Here is a 21,123-nt window from a genome sequence, read left to right as displayed (position 1 = left end):
AGCATAGTCAACAATTATACAATTATTTATTTTGTCCATCTTATTACAATCAACGAATATCCTATTTTTCTATTTTCCTTTTTCAGATTTAGGATTAAAATGAGTTAATATTGGGCTATGCAAGTAGGCCTAGTAAAATAAAGGAGACAAACACATTGACAGAACAGAAAAACAACTATCAAGAGCAAACTCTTTTTAACATTACTTGGCCACTTTTTATCGAATTAGCTTTACATATGGGAATGGGAATTATCGCCACCTTTATTCTCAGTCATTATTCAGATGCGGCGGCGGCTGGAGTTGGAGTTGGAAACCAATTATTAAATATTTTCATATTAGTTTTTAATGTTACTGCAGTAGGTGCAACAATCCTTATAGGACAAAAATTAGGTGCAAATCAAATTCATAAGGCAAAGCAGCTTGCCCGTTCTGCCGTAGGCTTAAACTTTTGGTTTGGGATCACCATTGCACTTGTGGTATTTATATTTGGAAAACCACTATTAAGTTTATTTGACATTCAAGGGAAGGTATTGGAGTACGGGCTTATTTTTGTTCGAATATGTGGTCTTTCTCTTGCCTTTGAATCTCTTTCTTTGGCTTTAGGATCCGTTTTAAGGAGCCATGGATATACAAAGGATTCAATGATTGTTACTGTTTTGATGGATATCATTAGCGTTGGAGGAAATATACTTGCCATTTTTGGTTTATTTGGTCTTCCGGTAACCGGTGTAACAGGTGTTTCTTGGGCAATGGTTGTAGCTCGTGTTTTTGCGACAGTGGCATTATTTTATTTAGTTTATCGAAAGCTCTCTATAAGAATTAGATTGATTGATTTAATTACTATAAAAAAAGAGGATATTCGTGGGTTACTATCTATTGGGGTTCCATCAGCTGGTGAAAACCTCTCCTATCAGTTTTCACAATTAATTATTACTGGTTTTGTTGCATCCATCGGAGCCTCCACACTCGCAGCAAGGGTATATATTCAAAATATTTCTATGGTTTGTTATTTATTTTCTCTTGCTATTGCAATGGGCACTCAACTTCTAGTTGCAAGATATATCGGAGGCAGACAATATGACCGTGCATTACGGCGAGGCATACGAACATTGAAAATAGCAATGGTTGCCTCCTTTGTTGCATCACTTATGGTTGCATTGATTGGAGAACCAGTTTTAGGATTTTTCACCGACAACCCAAACATTATTTCCATTGGACTTCCAGTGTTATGGGCAATTGTTTTCATTGAACCCGGAAGAGCAATGAATTTAGTATTGATGAGCTCGCTAAAATCTGCAGGAGATGTACGTTTTCCAGTTATCATTGGAATGATTTCAATGTGGGGAGTATGTGTCGTATTAAGCTATATCTTTGGAATTCAGCTTGGTCTTGGGTTGCTTGGAATTTGGATTGCTCAAGGATTTGATGAATGGCTAAGGGGATTATTTGCATTAAAACGTTGGATAAAAAGACCCTGGGAAAGAAAAATGAAGGTCAAGATGGTTTCTTAAAATATTACCAGGTACCACCTATGGATATCAATCAATCCATGAACGGTACCTGGTACTCATTAACTATTCTTTTCAATTAATTGTTTTATATAATCAATCTCTCCTTTTAATTGACGAACCTTTTCTAATCTTCCTCTCTCCTCTTCTTCTATTTCATTAGTCTCCTTACTCAAAAGATCCAACAGCTCCAGATCTAATAATTGCAATTCATTCATCAGTGATTGATTTTGTGAAGATATATCTGAATGCTGCTCCCATTCCTCATATCCACCAAAAAAGGTGCTCACCACTTTATTTTCCACATGGACGACCTTATTGGCTATCTTTCTTAACAGATAAGGGTCATGGGAAACTATCACAACCGAACCGGGATAGGAATTAAGCGCATCCTCTATCCGCTCCCTTGTTGGAATATCTAGATAATTAGTAGGCTCATCTAAGACTAGTAAATTCGCTTCTGAGAAATATAGCTTAACAAATGCTACTCTGCATTTTTCCCCCATGCTCAATTGGTTAATTTTCTTGAATACCTCTTCTTTGTGGAATAAAAAACATGCTAATATTGTTCTAGCATCTGATTGCTTCATATTTGGAATCGATAATAATTCATCCAAAATTGTATTTTCTTCATTCAAACTCTCAAGTTCTTGAAAGAAATATCCAATTTTTAATTGTGGATTTCGAGCAATGGACCCAGATAATGGGGCTAACCCACCTGTCATTAGCTTAAGTAAAGTTGTTTTTCCACTACCATTTTTTCCGACAACAGCCACCCGATCTCCTCGATTGATTTCTAGTGTGACCTTTTGAATGACAGGATGATTTCCATAGGAAAAGTCTACATCCGTTAGGCTTAGCATCTTTTTAGACGAGAACTCCTGTGTTTCAAAGCTTGCATGTATCACAGACGGTTCCTTCGGTTTCTCTATCCGTTCCTTCTCTAACCGTTCTAAAGCCTTTTCCTTTACTTTATACTTCACAGCCTGTTTTGCCGCTTGCTTTTGCGCATAGGGATTTCGCACACTTGCTGTAGCTTTTGCTTGCTGGTGCCAATCTTTGTACGTTTGTATGGCTTCTAACAGTTTTTTTCTCTCTTGCTCCTGTTTCTCATATAAATATTGTTTTGTTTTGATTTCATGTTCCTTTTGCTCTTTATAAAAGCTATAACCACCGATATATTTATTGGTTCCGCTTTTAGTTAATTCATAAGTTACATTCGCACATTTATCAATAAATTCCCGTTCATGGGATATAAATAACACACTACCCTTGTAACGATTAATCCACTCCTGGAGCCATTCCACCGTCTCTACATCTAAATGATTGGTTGGCTCGTCAAGTATAAGTAGCTTTGGAGAACCAATAATTACTCGTGCAAGCTTCACGCGAGTTTTCTGTCCTCCGCTAAGACTAACAAAGGGAGTATCCCAGAGGTTTTCGGGAATCCCCAGCTTTGATAGAACCTTCTCAACTTCTGATTCCCACTCATAGCCATTGGCGTCCAGATACTTTTGTAATGCCTCGTTATATGCGTTGATAAGTTTTTCATCTTGACCATTTCCTGTGAGTTGTTTTGTCAATTGGTTTAATTTCTTTTTCAAACCACTATTCAGCTCGTTATTCCCTTCGACATATTCTCGAGTGGTTAGGTTGGTATCATTTATCCCATCCTGCTCCATCCACCCTATTTCATCCCGTTGGACTCCGTACATAATCTCTCCCTTGACCACAGGAGCCTCTCCAAGAATTCCTTTTAAGAAGGTGGTTTTTCCTACCCCATTTTCCCCAATTAATGCAACATGCTCCTTTGGCTTAATTTCCAAGGATGCCCCCTCAAATAAGGTGGTACCGTTATATTCCATTTTTAGATGATCTACTTTTAATATAAACAAACATCTCACTCCTTTTTTGCATGCAAAAAGGCACAGGTAACAACCCTGTGCCTGGAATGATAAAAATACATAAAGTGGGGAACACAATGATTACACAAAATAATAATCCATGCAATATCCCTAAACTTTATCTAAAATTCTATTCAATCTGACATCTAAAAAATGACACAGGTATCCTGTTCTTTGCAATGCAAAGTTAATTTTTTTGCTTTTCAATTGATTAGCGAAAAAATTTATCGGATATCCATTGTGTAATTTTTGATGCCTCCTTGTTTATATTCTCATTGATTATATCAAGAGTTGACAATATTTTCAATGAGATACCAGGTACGATAAAACTAAATTCATCCAAACCTATCACCATTAATATGGCAGAAGTAACTATCCCTTTAAATCCCTCTGTCTAATTTATATAGTTGGCGATAACGTTCGTTTGTTTCTAATAACAGATGATGATCGCCTTTCATAGCAATCCTCCCTTTGTCCATGAACACAATTTGGTCCATTTTCTCTATACCTATTAAATGATGAGTGATCAAGATTACGGTTTTATCCTTTAAGACTTCAAAAATCGTTTTCAGTAAATCATATTCTGTTTGTGGGTCGAGGCCTACTGTCGGTTCATCTAGTACAACTATTGGGGTGTTTTTTAATAAAATTCTTGCAAGGGCAATTCGCTGCCTTTCCCCACCTGAAAAACGTTGACCAGTTTCCTCCATTTGTGTCAAAAGACCTCTAGGTAAGGAATGAACATATTTATCGAGTTTTACTAGTTCAATGACCCTTTCAATTTCTTCTCTAGTTGCCTTGTCATTCCCTAACCGAATATTGTTTTCAACGGTCGTAGCAAATAAATATGGCTTTTGATTTAATATCCCCATCACCTGATAGATCTCCTCTCCATATTGGATAGGAGAGTAACCATTAATCATAATATCCCCTTGATAAGGAACCATGACTCCGAGTAATAATTGTAATAACGTTGATTTGCCCGCTCCACTTTTTCCAAGAATGGCTATTTTTTCACCCTGCTTAATAGCTAGATTAATATCTTTAAGGGTTTCGTCCCCCTGATTTTGATGATAGCTAAATGAAACATGGTTTATCAATATTTCTCCCTTGTCATATAAGGAGGAATCATGGAGTATGTTATTATTCATTTCCTTTGGCATAAACGTTTGAATACGCTCAAGACGTTTTAATGATTCTTTGTAAGAAGGTATTCTTTCTATTGCACGTGAAACGGGAATTAACCCCTCGATCATTGGAATGGTTACAAGGGTGAAAGCCGCTATATAGGTAGGCCCAATCAATCCTTCCTCCGCTTTTCCCCCTGCCCATATGCCCACCATTATTAATATAAAGCCTGATATCACTCTCAATTGAAATTCCCGGGACTGATACCAATGATGTAGCCTTCTGTCAATAGCATTATTCTTTTGACTTTCTATTATAAAATGACTCATATAACTTTTCTGATTGCCACTAATAATCCAATCACTTATACCAAAGACTGCATCTGTAAGAGAAGAATAAAGATTGCTCTTTAATTTTCTCTGCTCAATTTGCCTTCTTTTTAAAAGATAAAGAGAAATAAGTGGGTAAATAATAACAATGATAGAAAAACATAACCCAACCCAGATGGCAAAGGTAAAATCCAAAAAGGCGATTGAAATAACAGATATCACTAACACAAACAAAGCTACAAGTGTTGGAAAGATGGTTCGGATATAGACATCCTGTAAATGTTCAATATCGTCTGCAAGGGTCCCCAGTAGATCACCTGTTTGAAAACGTGAGCGGATAAATAAAGCTTGTGGTTCCAGCATCTGATATAAATGAACGCGCATATTCGAAAGGATTTTCAAAACCGCATTATGCCCTATCAAACGTTCTAAATAACGGGTTATTGCCTGTGAAATACCGAATGTCCGAACTAATACAATAGGAACATAAAGTATTAGAATATTAACGGGCATAAGTGATGCGCTAGAAATTAAATAGCCGGAGGTAAAGGTTAGCATCGAGCTTCCAATAATCGTTAATACACCAAAAAACACGACTAGTAATACGGAACGGGAGTACCTTTTGATATATGGTATAATAAACATTTGTAAAAGTTTCATCCCAGCATTTCTCCCCTATGGGCTTGTATAAGCTGATAATATGCCCCTTGATTGTCATAGAGTTCCTCATGTGTGCCTATCTCAATGAGTCTTCCAGCATCTAACACAAGAATTACATCCATATCCTTCATCCAATGGAGTCTGTGTGTTGCGAAAAATACAAGCTTATTTTCCATTAATGGGAGCATCATCTTTTTCATTTCATACTCTGTTTCAATATCTAAATGAGCAGTTGGTTCATCAAATAGCATAATTGGACGATTTTGCAATAAAGAACGGGATAAAGCAATTCTTTGCTCCTCCCCACCACTTAAGCTTCGACCACCTTGACCAATATCTTCATCAAGTCCATTTGGCAGTTCATCAACTAATTCCCTTAACCCAGCAATATCTAAGACTCTATCAATTTCCTCCATAGTAGAGTTAGGAGAATACCAACAGATATTTTCCTTAACACTTCCTGAAAAAATATAGGGATGCTGCGGAATATAGGTTATTTGTTTCTGCCAAGCCTCAACTGAAAAGTTATCAAGCTTGCAGCCATTAATCTCAATCAAGCCCCTTGAGGATGGAGTGAAACCTGATAACAATTCTATTAAAGTAGACTTTCCTGAACCAGATGCTCCAATGATTCCTATCTTTTGAAAGCCATTAACAGAGAATCCAATGTCCCTTAAAATAAACCGATTCTCATCCTCACATTTTTTCGATAACCTTTCAATAGAGAGAGTACTATCCTTATTCCATCTAGGGATAATTACCTGTTCCTCTTTATGAATCATATCAGCTTGGCGCAAAAATATTTGGATCTGTTCCCCCGCTTCCTTGCCATTCATCGTAGCATGATAGTCATTTCCTAAGATGCGTATTGGTTGGAAATATTCCGGTGCTAGAATCAGTATTCCAAGAGCAGCCTCTAAACCAATGCTCCCCTCAATTAATCGTAATCCTAGTTCAACTGCCACCACAGCTACAGATAAACTCGAGAAAAAATCCAGGGAAAATGTTGATAAAAAGGCAATACGTAACGTTCTATTCGTTGCCATTCGATATTTATTACTAACGAATTCTATGGCCTTTTCGTGAGATTTGCTTTTACCTAAATACTTTAAAGTGACTAGCCCTCTCAAGGAGTCAACAAAATGGCGGGAAAGTACTTCAAAGGTACCCATTTGAGCAGTAATCTTTGTCTTAGCAATTAGTCCTAATAAAATTAAAAAGATAATCATTATAGGCATTGTAGCCACTAACACATAACCTGAGAGCTTATCGGTAATAAATACATAAACGAGTAGCATAATAGGTATACAAGCCACTGAAATGGAACGCGGAATAAAAAGCTCTAAATAGGTTCTAAAATTCGGGGTACCTTCTAAACAAAGAGTGATTAAATTACCAGAACCAAACCTGCCAATGGCATTTGGTCCAATTGCAAATATCTTATTTATAAATTGGAATTGAAGATGAGTAGCAGTGGACTCTGCAAAACGATAAGCAATTCGATCCTTTATCCATTGTAATAAGTGCCTTATCAAAAAAACGACTAGAAAGCCGAAAAGAATGGGAAGGGCAGCGGTCCAAGCTGCCCTATTAAACATATTGGTAATCCCTCTTGAAAGAAGAATTGCTTGATATATAATAGCCATCCCCTGTCCAATAGTTAGGACTCCTACGGCTAAAATAATGCGTGTACTGCCTTTGTAGTGAAAAAGATGTTTGTCCATCAGTATTCTAGATGCTCCTTATCTGTCACACGTTTACGAAATACATAATAGCTCCAGATGGTATAAGCTAGTACAATTGGAACCATTGTCAAGGCTACTATTGTCATTAGCTTTAAAGAGTAATGGCCAGAAGCAGCATTATAGACTGTTAGATTATAAATTGTGTCTGTGGAGCTAATTAAAACATTAGGGAACAGCGCAATAAAGAACGATGCTGTTACCATTACTAAAATAATCCCTGTAGTTGCAAAACTAAATCCTTCTTGATTCCTTCGTAAGAATCTGAAAAGGAGTAAATATAGAACGATTGCTACCAGGTATAACGGGATGAGAATAGCTCCCCTCTTAGTATAAGCATCAGTAAATACAGCCGTTAAACCAACAAACAATACAATCACCGCCGCTGTGGCAATATACATTTTTAATGCCATCTGTTTCGCACGTACACGGAGATCGCCATCTGTTTTCAAGGAAATGAACATTAGTCCGTGCATATACGCCAACATCACAAATGCAATACCTCCAACAACAGTATATACATTTACAATATCGAGGAACCCGGCATGCATTGTCATTTCTTGATCGATTGGTAATCCTTTAATTAAACTGGAGAATAATACTCCTAACAAAAATGGTGGTAATAAGCTTCCTAAGAAAATAGCCCAATCCCAAACATTTGACCACTCTCTTGTTTTTACCTTTCCACGGAATTCAAAGGATACTCCGCGTGCGATTAAACAAAGCAATAAAACAACAAACGGGATATAATAACCGCTAAATAATGTTGCATACCAATGAGGAAAAGCAGCAAACATTGCTCCTCCTGCTGTTAATAACCATACCTCATTCGCATCCCAAAAAGGACCAATTGAATTAATCAAAACTCTTTTTTCAGATTCATTCCTTGCTAGAAACTTTGTGCTCATTCCAACTCCAAAATCAAACCCTTCTAATAAAACAAACACAGCAAATAGTACGGCGACAAGGATAAACCACAACTCACTTAATTGCATGTTTTGTCCCCCCTATACTGAACGGATCTGATACCGATATATCTTCACTAAGCTTTTCATATGGACCATGCTTAATAACTTTTACAAACAAGTACACCATTGCAACAGCAAGCAGTGTATAGATTAAGATAAAGGCAATTAGCGAGAACATTATTGAGCCAGAGGATACATTTGGTGAAATACCAGCTTCTGTTGTCATTAGACCATATACAACCCAAGGTTGACGGCCAAATTCAGACATAATCCATCCAAAGGCGTTTGCAATATATGGAAAGAAGATGGCCGGAACCATCCATTTTAGATAGGCTGAACTACTTTCTAATTTTCCACGCCATCTAATGAATAGACCAATCATGCTTAATAAAATCATTAAGCCTCCTGCAACAACCATGATACGGAAGCTCCAGAATGTAGTTTTTACTGGAGGAATATAATTCCCCTCTCCATAATCCTTAACGTATTGATCTTGAAGGGTATTCATCCCTTTAACCTCACCGCTAAATTCCCCATAGGACAGATAGCTCAATAATGCTGGGATTTCTAATCGAGCGATTGTTTCCTTCTCATCTGTATTGATGTTTGCAACAACAGTCCAAGGTGCAGGATCACCGCTATCCTCCCATAACCCTTCAGCAGCGGCCATTTTCATTGGCTGTGCCTCAACTAAATAGGTTGCTTGAGAGTGACCTGTAAATGCGATTCCCAAAGTTGAAATTAATCCGACAATTAATGGTGCAGTCATTGATAACTTAAATAACTCTGTATTTCTTTTCTTTAATAAATACCATGCACTTACTCCTAGCATAAAGAAGGAAGCAGTTGCGAGACTAGCAAAAATCGTATGTGGAAAAGCAACTAAAAGCTTTGGATTCGTAATGATCTCTAAGAAATTATTCATTTCTGCTCGACCATTTTGAATGGCATACCCTAGTGGATTTTGCATAAATGAGTTTGCAGCTAATATCCAAAGCGCTGATATTGCTGTTCCGAGTGATACGAGCCAGATGCATGCTAAATGAAGCTTCTTTGGTAGTTTATCCCACCCGAAAATCCATAAACCGATAAAAGTAGACTCAATAAAAAATGCAAGTAATGCCTCGATGGCTAACGGTGCACCGAATACGTCACCGACAAATCTAGAGTAGCTTGACCAGTTCATCCCAAATTGAAACTCTTGAATGATTCCGGTCACAACACCGACAGCAAAATTTATGAGAAAAAATTTCCCCCAAAACTTTGTCATGTCCCTATAAATCTCTTTTTTCTTAACAACATACATGGTTTGCATCAGGGCAATCATAAAGGCTAATCCAATTGATAATGGAACAAAAATAAAATGAAATATTGTCGTAGAGGCAAATTGAATACGAGCAAGAATTAGTTCATTCATAACCTTCCCTCCTAACTTTATCCACCAACTTTACTATACCAATATAATGAAAAAAGGTTGTGAAATAAGGGAGGATTATCCGTTACAAATTTGGTAACTTTCTGTATTTTCTAAATACAACTTATTCATTTTTCTAATTAAAAAATACAATTCTATCCCCATATTACTATTCCAACTAGGAATCACAAGAAACCATTTAGAATAAAAATACTGTTCTGTTTGGAAATTTTATCCAAAGTTTGTTCATCTTTCACAACAGAATAACCAAACATTTCCTCATAAATTATCAAAAATCGTTTTGCTCCTTCTCCTCTATCAATACTGATATATCAACGTTTATAGCAATATTTTCAGTAAAGCGTTTTCACAATAACATTCATAGTTTGTTCAATATTTCACAAACTTTTTCACATAATCCTATGTTATCTTATAACCAGAAAGGAACAAAGGAGTGATAAGAAATGATCATCTGCGAATGGAAAACATTCTCTACAGATTCTGAAACGTATACGAAAGAATTATTTGAAGAAACTGTTGGTGATGAATTTGAAGCAATGATGTTCCGGGAAGGCGAAGATATTCCTGTTTACATCTGGACAGTAAATTATGTGATTATTGTACAAAAGAATTCAAAGCTATTTACTGATATCTCTTTTGAAAAGATTCCTAGAAATCCATATTGTGACTAATCAAAGCAATTATGTTAAGGACATCAAGAGATTTAACAACTAAGTTTTCAACTTAATTTCAATATATTTTTTATTATTATTTGTGAAATATTTCACAAATTCTATAAATGGAGGGTGTATCATGGCAGTAACTGAAAAAGCATTAAATGAAAAAGAAACTGTAACAAAAATGATTGATGATCTTGTTGGAAAAGGCAGAAAAGCGTTACATGAATTCCGCAATTTTGACCAAGACACAATTGATAACATCGTCAAGGAAATGGCTCTAGCTGGACTTGATCAGCACATGTATTTAGCAAAGCTAGCACATGAAGAGACAAAAAGAGGCGTTTACGAAGATAAAATCATCAAAAACATGTTCGCAACAGAGTATGTTTACCACAACATCAAGTATGATAAAACTGTTGGTATCATTAGTGAAAATGAACATGAAGGCATGATTGAGATTGCAGAACCAGTTGGAGTTATCGCAGGGGTAACACCTGTTACTAACCCAACTTCAACAACAATGTTTAAAGCAATAATCTCAATTAAAACTAGAAACCCAATTATTTTCGCATTCCACCCATCTGCACAAAAATCAAGTAGTGAAGCAGCAAGAATTCTAAGAGATGCAGCTATCAAGGCTGGTGCTCCTGAAAACTGTATCCAATGGATTGAAACTCCATCTGTACAAGCTACTCAAACACTTATGAATCATGATAATATCTCTATGATTCTAGCAACTGGTGGATCTGGAATGGTTAAATCTGCTTATAGCTCTGGTAAACCAGCTCTAGGTGTTGGACCTGGTAACGTTCCTTGTTACTTTGAAAAAACAGCAAACATTAAACGTTCTGTAAATGACTTAATTTTATCAAAAACTTTCGATAACGGTATGATTTGTGCATCTGAACAAGCAATCATCGTTGACAAAGAAATATATAATGAAGTAAAAAATGAATTAATCTCTAACAATGTTTATTTCTTAAATGAAGAAGAAAAACACAAGGTTGAAAAACTTGTTATTAATGAACAATCTTGTGCAGTAAACCCACAAATCGTTGGTATGCCTGCATTTGAAATTGCAAAATTAGCTGGCGTATATGTACCTGAAGGAACAAAAATCTTAGTTGCTGAAATTAAGAGTGTTGGACCTCAAGAACCACTTTCTAGAGAAAAACTTAGCCCAGTTCTTGCTTGCTTAAAGGCTAACAACACAGATGAAGGTATGACCCTTGCAGAAGAAATGCTTGAATTTGGTGGCCTTGGACACTCCGCAGTAATTCATACAACGAATGAAGAGGTCATCAAAGAATATGGTATTCGTATGAAGGCAGGAAGAATCATCGTTAACGCTCCTTCTTCTCAAGGTGCAATTGGTGATATCTACAATGCTTATATGCCATCATTAACCCTAGGTTGTGGAACTTACGGAGGAAACTCTGTTTCTACAAACGTTGGTGCAGTTCACCTAGTTAACATTAAAAAAGTTGCGAAAAGGAACGTAAATATGCAATGGTTCAAACTTCCACCTAAAATTTATTTTGAAAAGAATTCTGTACAATATTTATCAAAAATGCCTAATATCTCTAGAGCAATCATTGTAACAGACCCTGGTATGGTGAAATTAGGATATGTTGATAAGATTCTTTACTACTTAAGAAAACGTCCTGATTATGTACACTGTGAAATTTTCTCTGATGTTGAGCCAGATCCATCAACAAAAACAGTTAGAAAAGGTGCACATTTGATGGCTGAGTTCCAACCAGATGTCATCATTGCTCTTGGTGGAGGATCCGCAATGGACGCTGCCAAAGGTATGTGGTTATACTATGAACATCCAGATACTGAATTCCATGGTTTGAAGCAAAAATTCTTAGATATCAGAAAACGTTTAGTTAAGTATAACGAGCTTGGAAACAAAGCGAAATTTGTTGCGATTCCAACAACTTCTGGTACTGGTTCTGAAGTAACACCATTTACTGTTATCACAGATAATGAAGAGAAAATTAAATACCCATTAGCTGATTATGAATTAACTCCAGACGTGGCGATCATTGATCCACAATTCGTTATGACTGTACCAAAAGGAATTACAGCTGATACTGGTATGGACGTATTAACACATGCTATCGAAGCTTATGTTTCTTGTATGGCCAATGACTTTACAGATGGTTTAGCTATGAAGGCCATCCAGCTTGTATTTGAATACCTTCCAAGAGCTTACCGTGATGGAAGTGACGCAGTAGCCCGTGAAAAAATGCATAACGCATCATCTTTAGCAGGTATGGCATTTGCCAATGCATTCTTAGGTATCAACCATAGCTTAGCGCACAAGCTTGGTTCAGAATTCCATATTGCACATGGTCGTGCGAATGCGATTCTATTACCACATGTTATTCGTTATAATGCTACAAAACCTAAGAAATTTGTTGCATTCCCTAAATATGAGCATTTCATCGCTGACCAAAGATACGCTGAAATTGCAAAAACTCTTGGATTAAAAGCTAACACAACTGAAGAGGGTGTAGAAAGTCTTGTTAAAGCAGTCAATAAGCTTGCTAAAGAACTTAACATCCCAATGAGTATTGAAGCAAACGGCGTGAAAAAGGCAGAATTCGAGAAGAAGGTTGACTTCCTAGCTGATAAAGCATTCGAAGACCAATGTACTACAGCTAACCCTAAATTACCTTTAGTATCTGAATTAGCGGAAATCTTACGCCAAGCATACAAAGGAATATAATACAGTCATTCAAAAGGTGCTAGACATCCACTGAAGTAGTGGTGCTTGGCACCTTTTTTTAATATTCACTTATCACAAAACTTTCAAAACCCTGACACGAGAAAGGCTCCTTGCATAGGGCTGAATAATATATATACTAGAATCCCCGAGCATGTACCAAGAAATGCTCCTGCAAGGACATCAGAAGGGTAATGTAAACCTAGATAGATTCTTGATACCCCTATGAGTGTGCCTAAGGGCAATAAGATGAAGCAAAGACTCGGCATATAAATAATAAACGGAAGAATGACTGAAAAAGCTGCTGTTGTATGTCCTGAAGGAAATGAATGATCTTTTAAAGGATTGGAATGGAATTTTGTATCTTCAACCATTAAATAGGGTCTTTTTCGAGGATAAAGCTTTTTTAGTATTTGAACAGGAAGATGGCTTAGAGCCAGAGATAATGCACTATATATAGCAATCTCCCTCACTTCGTTGGAGGAAAAAAGAATGAATAATACCACAACCCCTATTGTAAAAGTGGCCCCGCCCATATGTGTAATCATCCGAAAAAAACGGTTCATATTCTTTTTATCAAAATGACGATTAACCCTTTTAAATATTCTTCGTTCAAATTCATAATAATTATGCAACAATCTCATCATGATCTGCTCCCCTTTATATTGGTTTTCCATCAGACCTGATATTTCCTGATTGTATCATGGATTGATTAAAACTCATCTAAAATAATTGTGTACTTACTAATAATTATAGCACTTAAGTGTTAATTCTTTGTGAAAATCGGAAGGGTTTATTCTAAATTATTAAATTTGTCAAACTTATCTAAAAAATATATGAACAAACTATTTTCTCCCAAAAAAACCTTACCTAAACTGTTAAACTTAAAGTTAGGAAAACAAATTAATTTATTTAGGGGGTTGGTTTCTATGTCAGCTTTTCATGATTTGCTACCTAAAAATTGGAGTAAACGAGGTCAGGAATTAGAAGAATTCTTCGAAAAACCATGGTTTTTCAATACGGCTTTCAATGTTGATGTCAAGGAGACTGAAAAATTAATCTGCATTGAAGCTGACTTACCTGGTTTTAAAAAAGAAGAAATTAAAGTGGAATTGGATGACTACTCATTAACCATTCTTGCTACCCGAAATGAAGATAAAGAAGAAAAAAATGAAAACTTCTTTATGCGGGAACGCACATTTGGTAAAGTAGAACGTACTATTCCTTTACCTGTTGAAGTCATTAAATCCACTTCCAGCGCAAAATATGAAGATGGTGTTCTAAAGATTACTTTACAGAAAAAGAACCCAACAATTCCAACACGACAATCCATTACCATTAATTAAATTCTGTTGACGATATAGAAAATAGGAGTGTATTAACTAATCGCAAAGGGTATGAGTAAATTTCAGCTTGAAAACCACTGAAAATTACTCATACCCTTTTTGTTGTCATTGCTCCTTTACAAATAGAAGAAAGCATACTAATGTTTAGATAAAGTGAAACTTCCATCATTGGGGGTTTTTCGGCTCACAGGATGTGCTTTGCTTGTGTCAACGTTGCCCAGGACGTGGGGTATTTAGTCGACTTCCCCCCACTGATGGTTAGTTGAACTAATCGGACCTTTACGGGCAGTTGATCCCCACCTATCTTCTTTGCATGCACAGAATCCTGAGGTGGGGGTCTAACAGCCCGTTAAGGCGGGATACATAATAAATGCCTTTAATTAATAGATTTCTTAAAGGTCCAAATTTACAAACAACATTATGAAAAGTCTTTTGGAGGAGTGTGGAAATGAGGAAGCATATTTTTCCCTTATTCATGATTATTGCAACAATTATTTTGTGGCTCACTTTTTACTCTAAATTACCTGAAAATCTACCGACACACTGGGGGGCAAGTGGTGAAGTTGATGACTATTCCTCTAAATTAACCGCCATGTTAATCTCAGTAGGATTAATGGTTCTAGTTTATGTCGTTCTATTTTTTATTCCAAAAATTGACCCAAAAAAGGAAAACTATAAACTATTTTCAAGAGCATACATGATTATTAATATTGCTTTATTCCTAGTCGCTTTTGCTATTAATATATTAACAATTAGCTCTGGATTAGGATATGACCTCAACATTTCCATTATCATAAGAATTATTCTTGGGGCCTTATTAATTATCATAGGCTTTTTTCTTCCCCAGATTAAGCCTAACTATTTTATGGGAATTAAAACACCTTGGACGTTGAATGATGAAACAAATTGGAAGAAAACTCATCATTTTGGTGGGAAAATATTTATTCTTAGTGGAATTATCTTTATGTGTTCCATCTTCCTACCTAAAGCAATATCAGAAACCTATATTATGCCAGGTGTGATTATTATTCTATTATTACCAGTAGGCTATTCTTACTGGTTTTATAAAAAACAAGTTTAGACTATTTATTTAATAAGTAAATTGTAAAAGCCGGATGGAAGCTAAAAAAGCTTCATCCGGCCTCATTTAATCACTACTGAATTCTAAATTCGAATATTTTAGAAACTCACTTTCATTCTATTTGAAGGAGAAATTTCTATTAACTAGATTTTCGACCTAGGTAGGCCTCCATAATACGTGGATTATTTAATAAATCCTGCGCATTTCCTTCAGCAACTATTTTTCCAGTCTCAAGAACATAACCATAATCAGATATCTTTAAGGCTTGTCGGGCATTTTGTTCAACGAGTAAAACTGTTGTCCCTGATGCCTTGATTTCTTTGATGATTTTAAAAATATCTGCTACAACTAGTGGGGCAAGCCCCATTGATGGCTCATCCAATAATAATAATTTTGGACGGCTTAGAATAGCTCTTGCAATGGCTAGCATTTGCTGCTGGCCACCGGAAAGAGTCCCACCAAGCTGCTTTTCTCTCTCTTTTAGAATTGGAAAGCGTTCCATAACAGCTTCAATATCAGGATGGACTTCTTTATCCTTGCGGTGATAAGCACCCATTTCTAGATTTTCCATAACCGTCATTCCAGATAAAATTTGGCGCCCCTCTGGAACAAGTGCCAACCCCTTGCGTAAAAGTTGATCGGGTCTAAGTCCTGTGACGTCACTGCCCAAAAATTCTATTTTACCTGCCTGTGGCTTTAGTAGTCCTGCTAATGTTTTCATCGTTGTTGTTTTACCAGCACCATTTGCACCAAGGATGGTGACAATGCTTCCTTCCTCTACATGCAGGCTAATATTTTTTAACACTTGAATTTTTCCATAAAACGTGGCAATACCAGATACTTTAAGCATTCACTTCATCCTCCTCTTTACCGAGGTAGGCCTCAATAACTTCAGGATTGTTTTGAATTTCCTCCGGCGTGCCTTCAGCAATTTTTCTACCAAAATTCAAAACAGCAATCCGGTCACATAGATTCATAACAAGTGGCATATCATGTTCAATCAAAAGAACCGTAATGCCACGGGCTTGGATTTTTTTGATAAGCTCGAACAATTCACTAGTTTCCGTTTCATTCATCCCTGCAGCGGGCTCATCTAATAAGAGAACTTGTGGATTACTTGCCATCGCTCTAGCAATCTCTAACCTTCTTTGTTGTCCATAGGATAAATTTTCTGAGGTTACCTCCTCATAGCCAGACAGTCCAACAAATTCAAGTAAGTCAGCCGCATTTCCTCTACATCTTGCTTCTTCCTGGCGTTGAGTTTTTGTGCGAAAGACACTACTGAACACGCCTGCCTTCCCTCTACAATGCTCTCCTACCATGACATTTTCAATCGTAGTCATTTGATGAAAAAGACGGATATTTTGGAAGGTCCGACATATTCCCTTTTTCGTAATTAGATAAGGCTTTAGATCACTTATTTTCTCGTTTGATAGAAGTATTTCACCCGACGTAAGTGGAAAAATGGATGTAATTAAATTAAACATTGTTGTTTTCCCAGCACCGTTAGGGCCAATAAGTCCAAATATTTCACCCTTATTTATCGAAAAAGAGACATCTGTTAGTGCGCTGAGCCCACCAAAATTTTTACATGCTTTTTTGATTTGAAGTACCATGTTTTTGCCCCCTTTTCGTTGTTTTCCTCTTAAGCCAATGGAGCAGGTAAACGTCAATAAGACCCTGTGGACGTACGGCCATTAAAATGATAATCATGGCACCATAGATCATATAACGGTATTCACTAATAAATCTTAATACCTCTGGCATCAATGTTAAGAAAAATGCCCCAAGGACAGGCCCCCAAATGACCTCGCTTCCTCCGAATACAGCAAATATCAAGATATCCACTGCACGATGGTAAGAGAAATCAGCTGGGCTTATATAGCCTAACATATGTGCAAACAACGCACCTGCAAAACCTGCTAGTAAGGCCCCTTGTGCAAAAGCTAGTACTTTAAAGTAAGTAATATTAATTCCCATTGCTTCTGCCGCTTGCTCATCCAGTTTAATAGCAGAGAATGCACGACCAACTCGAGAGCGATTTTGTCTGCGGAAGAACCAAATGACAATAATCGTTATAAGGAGTAACAGCACAAATATTGTTAGAAAAATAAATTGATTGTTCTGCAAACCAAAATCGGTTGGATTAAATCCCATTTCCTTCACTAGTTTTAGAATTTCACGACCTAGATGCGGAATTCCAGATAAACCGACGGATCCTTTTGTTAGAGGCTCCCAATTGATAAATAATACCCGAATGACTTCCCCGAGACCGAGTGTGACGATAGCAAGATAGACACCCTGTAACCTTAATGTAGGGATTCCTACAATTATGCCAATTATTCCTGACAATAAGGCACCTGCCAGAATTCCTACATAAATAGGTAAATCAAAATGAATAGTTAGTAAAGCGGATGTATAGGCACCAATCCCCATAAACCCAGCCCCAGCCAGCGATAATTGCCCAGTTGAAAGAGTAATATAAATGCTAACTCCAAGGATTATATTAATAAGGACGAAGGAACCTACCTGTAAGTAATATGGATTGATTAAGTCTGCTAGCATTGGTTCACCTTCTTACCTCTGATATTTTCTGTCCAAAAAGCCCTTGTGGCCTAATTAGTAGAATGACAATAATGGCTATAAATGCAATTGCATCTCTATATCCTGAATCACCGTAAACAACAATGAATGTTTCAGCTAATCCAAGGATAAGCCCTCCTGCCATTGCCCCTTTTACACTACCCATACCACCAAGAATAATAATCGCAAGCCCCTTTAGACCGATTGACAATCCCATTTGAGGTGTGACAGAGTTAAATGCCATACCAACAAGAATTCCTGCAATTCCACCCATGGCAGAGGCCATAATAACCGTTAGTGTGATTATTTTCTTCGTATCCACTCCAAGGATACTTGCAGTTTCAAGATTTTCTGCCGTTGCCCTTAATGCTTTTCCCGCCTTTGTTTTCCCTAACCATGTTGAAAGAGCAACCATCAATATTACTGCAATAACAAAGATGACAATCTGAACAACATAAACGGTAATTGATCCGATTTCAAAATGTATATCAGCAAATGGCGTACGGAATGGGTGATTTCCCGGCCCAAATAAATGATGCGATAAGTTTTCTAGAAAAATAGACACCCCTATCGTACTGATTAGTGGCGCTAAATGGGAAACCCCTTGCTTATGACGAAGCGGTCGCAAAGCAATGGCTTCTAATAAGTACCCCATAAAAGCTGTAATTATGATGGCAGCAAGAAACGCGAGCCATAACGGTGCACCGAACGTGCTTGTAACAAGGACACCAATAAAAGCACCGAACATGAAAATTTCGCCGTGTGCCATGTTAATGATTCCTAAAACCCCGAAAACAAGCGTAAATCCGAGAGCAACAATCGCGTAAATGCTACCAAGAGTGATTCCATTAATTAACTGTTCAATAAACATGATGCATCACACCCTCCATTTTATTAAAAAACCCTGATAACGATATTGTTTGAATCTGCCCCCTTTCAAAGTGAAAGGGAGCAGTTCAGAAAACAACACTCATTAACAGAGCCTTCATTGATCGCATTTTTATTCAAAAATTTGGAACTTACCATCTTTAATTTCTAGAACAGTAGGATCCATGACAACATCTCCATCCTTATCGAAAGAGATATTTCCTAAGATTCCATTAAAATCTTTTGTTTCTGCTAAAGCATCGCGAAGGGCATCGCGGTCATTTTCCCCTGCTCTCTTCAATGCATCTGCCATTAGGTAAAGGGCATCATATGCTTGAGCTGCAAATTGGTCAGGCTTTTTGCCATACTTTTCTTCAAAAGTACTTACAAATTCTTGAACCTTTGCATCCTCTTTTTCTGCATACCAAGGAGTAGCAACAATCAAGCCATTAGATGCATCACCTGCAATTTTAATAACCTCAGGAGAATTAAATCCGTTACCTCCAACAAATGGTACATCTATTCCCATTTTGCGGGCTTGGTCCATAATAACTGCACCTTCATTATAAAGAGCAGAACATAAGATAAGCTCAGGTTTTAATCCTTTAATTTTTGTTAATTGAGCATTATAGTCAGATTGACCTTTTTGGAATGTTTCTGTTGTTAACACTTCAAGCCCCATATCTTTAGCGGCCTGTTTCATTGTGTCATAACCTGATTTTGTAAACACATCATCATTTCCATAAAGGATAGCGACTTTTTTCACATTATATTTTTCAACTGCTTTTTTTATAGAAGCAGGAATCGCTAATGATTCAGGAATAGAGTTACGGAATACATAATCACCGATTTGAGGTATTCCTTGAGCTGTAGTTGAGGTACCCATAATTGGTACTCCATTCAAATCAGCTTCCGGTCCTACAACATTCATCTCAGTACTTAAAGTTGGTCCAATAATTGCTGTTACATTTTTAGAGTTCATCAATTTTTGTGCTGCTGACAATGCTTGGTCCTGTTCACCAGCAGAATCTTCAATAACAAGGTTGATTTTCACCTCACCCTTAGCATTGATTTCTTCTTGGGCTAGCTTTAATCCACTTGTTATTGCTTCCCCATATGCTGCTCCAGAACCACTGATAAATGAAACAACACCGATGTCAGCAGTAACTTTTCCTCCGTCACCTTTACTATCTTTTTCACCTGATGTTTTTTCTTCTCCCCCACATGCAGATAAAACTAGTAAACTTGACAAAGCTGAGAATTGAAGAATTCTCTTAAAATTAGTTTTCATCCCCATTTGTTGACCTCCTAATATTGTTTGAAATGTCCAAATTTTCAAAACTATATATTATTAAATTATAAAATACCAAAAATGTAAATACTTTTTAGAATTTTTAAAATATAATTAAGGTATTAATTGCTTCAAACGAGGCAATAGGATGAAAAATGATCTTTTAATTTATCAAGAGGTGAATGAAATGGAAAAAGTGAAAATAGATGTACAACAGGTATTTAATCACCACGCTTCACAATATGATGAACAAAGACAAAAACTAATTCCTTGCTTCGATGACTTTTATTCCATACCCATTTCATTACTAGAGTCAAAAATCGAGGCTCCTACTGTGTTAGATATTGGTGCAGGAACGGGTATTCTATCTTCCTTTGTTAAAGAAAAATTTCCAAAGGCAAAAATTTCGTTAATCGATCTCTCAGAAAATATGATTGATATCGCAAGGGAACGTTTTAAGATGGATGATCAGATAGAATACATCATAGCTGATTATACAAAGTACGAATTCACTCATAAATTTGATTTCGTCATTTCCTCCCTGTCAATTCATCACTTAACTGATGAAGAAAAACGAAAACTGTATCAAAAAGTATATTCCATACTTAATCGTGATGGGATTTTTATTAACGCTGACCAAGTTCTCGGTTCAACACCCTTTTTAGATTCACTGTATAAAAATGATTGGAAAAATAAGATTAATAGTAGTGGATTAACTAAGGAAGAATTGCAAGCGGCATATGAACGTACAAAGCTTGATAAAATGGCAACACTAGAAAACCAGCTCCTATGGCTTAAAGAAGCTGGCTTTACCGATGTTGATGTTATTTACAAATCATATAGTTTCGTCGTTCTTTATGGAAAAGGGAGGTGACAGGCACCTCCCTT

Annotated in this window: 17 protein-coding genes; 6 read left to right on the top strand and 11 right to left on the bottom strand. The window is 36.7% G+C overall.

Translation table 11 applies throughout. The features are described 5' to 3' along the window. Positions 1-155: 155 nt before the first annotated feature. On the top strand, positions 156-1,511 hold the full coding sequence (locus BQ6100_RS02565) for an MATE family efflux transporter (protein ID WP_075980241.1): 1,356 nt from the start codon (positions 156-158) through the stop codon (positions 1,509-1,511). A gap of 59 nt (positions 1,512-1,570) precedes the next feature. Here the strand turns inward: BQ6100_RS02565 and abc-f are convergent, their stop codons facing one another. The 5 genes from abc-f to BQ6100_RS02540 form a co-directional block, all read right to left on the bottom strand. Next, the gene (gene abc-f / locus BQ6100_RS02560) at positions 1,571-3,403 is read right to left on the bottom strand and encodes a ribosomal protection-like ABC-F family protein (protein ID WP_075980240.1); all 1,833 of its coding nucleotides are present in this window, start codon (positions 3,401-3,403) and stop codon (positions 1,571-1,573) included. 389 nt (positions 3,404-3,792) lie between these two features. Next, positions 3,793-5,529 (bottom strand): thiol reductant ABC exporter subunit CydC, encoded by a 1,737-nt coding sequence (cydC, locus tag BQ6100_RS02555; RefSeq protein ID WP_075980239.1) that lies wholly within the window; start codon positions 5,527-5,529, stop codon positions 3,793-3,795. Next, complete coding sequence (gene cydD, locus BQ6100_RS02550) at positions 5,526-7,253, bottom strand: thiol reductant ABC exporter subunit CydD (RefSeq protein WP_075980238.1); 1,728 nt, start codon at positions 7,251-7,253, stop codon at positions 5,526-5,528. The genes cydC and cydD overlap by 4 nt, the downstream gene beginning before the upstream one ends. After that, on the bottom strand, positions 7,253-8,266 hold the full coding sequence (gene cydB, locus BQ6100_RS02545; RefSeq protein ID WP_075980237.1) for a cytochrome d ubiquinol oxidase subunit II: 1,014 nt from the start codon (positions 8,264-8,266) through the stop codon (positions 7,253-7,255). Before cydB ends, cydD begins: the two co-directional genes overlap by 1 nt. Continuing rightward, positions 8,253-9,656, bottom strand: coding sequence for a cytochrome ubiquinol oxidase subunit I (locus tag BQ6100_RS02540; protein ID WP_075980236.1), 1,404 nt, complete (start codon positions 9,654-9,656; stop codon positions 8,253-8,255). Before BQ6100_RS02540 ends, cydB begins: the two co-directional genes overlap by 14 nt. A gap of 461 nt (positions 9,657-10,117) precedes the next feature. Between BQ6100_RS02540 and BQ6100_RS02535 the strand changes: the two genes are divergently transcribed. Next, positions 10,118-10,345, top strand: a complete 228-nt coding sequence (locus BQ6100_RS02535) for a hypothetical protein (RefSeq protein WP_075980235.1) — start codon at positions 10,118-10,120, stop codon at positions 10,343-10,345. A gap of 121 nt (positions 10,346-10,466) precedes the next feature. Then, complete coding sequence (gene adhE, locus BQ6100_RS02530; protein WP_075980234.1) at positions 10,467-13,070, top strand: bifunctional acetaldehyde-CoA/alcohol dehydrogenase; 2,604 nt, start codon at positions 10,467-10,469, stop codon at positions 13,068-13,070. Positions 13,071-13,153: 83 nt separating this feature from the next. On the opposite strand, the gene BQ6100_RS02525 is transcribed toward adhE, so the two are convergent. Next, on the bottom strand, positions 13,154-13,714 hold the full coding sequence (locus BQ6100_RS02525; protein WP_097677896.1) for a phosphatase PAP2 family protein: 561 nt from the start codon (positions 13,712-13,714) through the stop codon (positions 13,154-13,156). A gap of 282 nt (positions 13,715-13,996) precedes the next feature. Between BQ6100_RS02525 and BQ6100_RS02520 the strand changes: the two genes are divergently transcribed. Both BQ6100_RS02520 and BQ6100_RS02515 read left to right on the top strand, forming a co-directional pair. Then, entirely contained in the window at positions 13,997-14,413 is a 417-nt protein-coding gene (locus tag BQ6100_RS02520; RefSeq protein ID WP_075980233.1) for an Hsp20/alpha crystallin family protein, read from the top strand. 448 nt (positions 14,414-14,861) lie between these two features. Further along, a complete protein-coding gene (locus BQ6100_RS02515; RefSeq protein ID WP_075980232.1) occupies positions 14,862-15,494 on the top strand; it encodes an SdpI family protein in 633 nt (210 codons plus the stop codon). A 139-nt stretch (positions 15,495-15,633) separates the two neighbouring features. Here the strand turns inward: BQ6100_RS02515 and BQ6100_RS02510 are convergent, their stop codons facing one another. The 5 genes from BQ6100_RS02510 to BQ6100_RS02490 form a co-directional block, all read right to left on the bottom strand. Further along, the gene (locus tag BQ6100_RS02510; protein WP_075980231.1) at positions 15,634-16,344 is read right to left on the bottom strand and encodes an ABC transporter ATP-binding protein; all 711 of its coding nucleotides are present in this window, start codon (positions 16,342-16,344) and stop codon (positions 15,634-15,636) included. After that, a complete protein-coding gene (locus BQ6100_RS02505; protein WP_075980230.1) occupies positions 16,337-17,110 on the bottom strand; it encodes an ABC transporter ATP-binding protein in 774 nt (257 codons plus the stop codon). Before BQ6100_RS02505 ends, BQ6100_RS02510 begins: the two co-directional genes overlap by 8 nt. Continuing rightward, a complete protein-coding gene (locus BQ6100_RS02500) occupies positions 17,082-18,059 on the bottom strand; it encodes a branched-chain amino acid ABC transporter permease (RefSeq protein ID WP_075980229.1) in 978 nt (325 codons plus the stop codon). The genes BQ6100_RS02505 and BQ6100_RS02500 overlap by 29 nt, the downstream gene beginning before the upstream one ends. 4 nt (positions 18,060-18,063) lie before the next feature. Further along, on the bottom strand, positions 18,064-18,948 hold the full coding sequence (locus BQ6100_RS02495; RefSeq protein WP_075980228.1) for a branched-chain amino acid ABC transporter permease: 885 nt from the start codon (positions 18,946-18,948) through the stop codon (positions 18,064-18,066). 129 nt (positions 18,949-19,077) lie between these two features. After that, positions 19,078-20,235: an ABC transporter substrate-binding protein gene (locus BQ6100_RS02490; RefSeq protein WP_075983404.1), complete on the bottom strand. Its 1,158-nt coding sequence runs from the start codon at positions 20,233-20,235 to the stop codon at positions 19,078-19,080. A gap of 148 nt (positions 20,236-20,383) precedes the next feature. Here BQ6100_RS02490 and BQ6100_RS02485 point away from each other — a divergent pair, with 148 nt between their 5' ends. Continuing rightward, complete coding sequence (locus BQ6100_RS02485) at positions 20,384-21,109, top strand: class I SAM-dependent methyltransferase (protein ID WP_235816473.1); 726 nt, start codon at positions 20,384-20,386, stop codon at positions 21,107-21,109. The last annotated feature ends 14 nt before the right edge of the window (positions 21,110-21,123 follow it).

The sequence above is a fragment of the Bacillus massilinigeriensis genome (assembly GCF_900117315.1).
GTDB lineage: Bacteria > Bacillota > Bacilli > Bacillales > Cytobacillaceae > Bacillus_BE > Bacillus_BE massilionigeriensis.
This window is presented reverse-complemented; position numbering and strand designations above follow the sequence as displayed.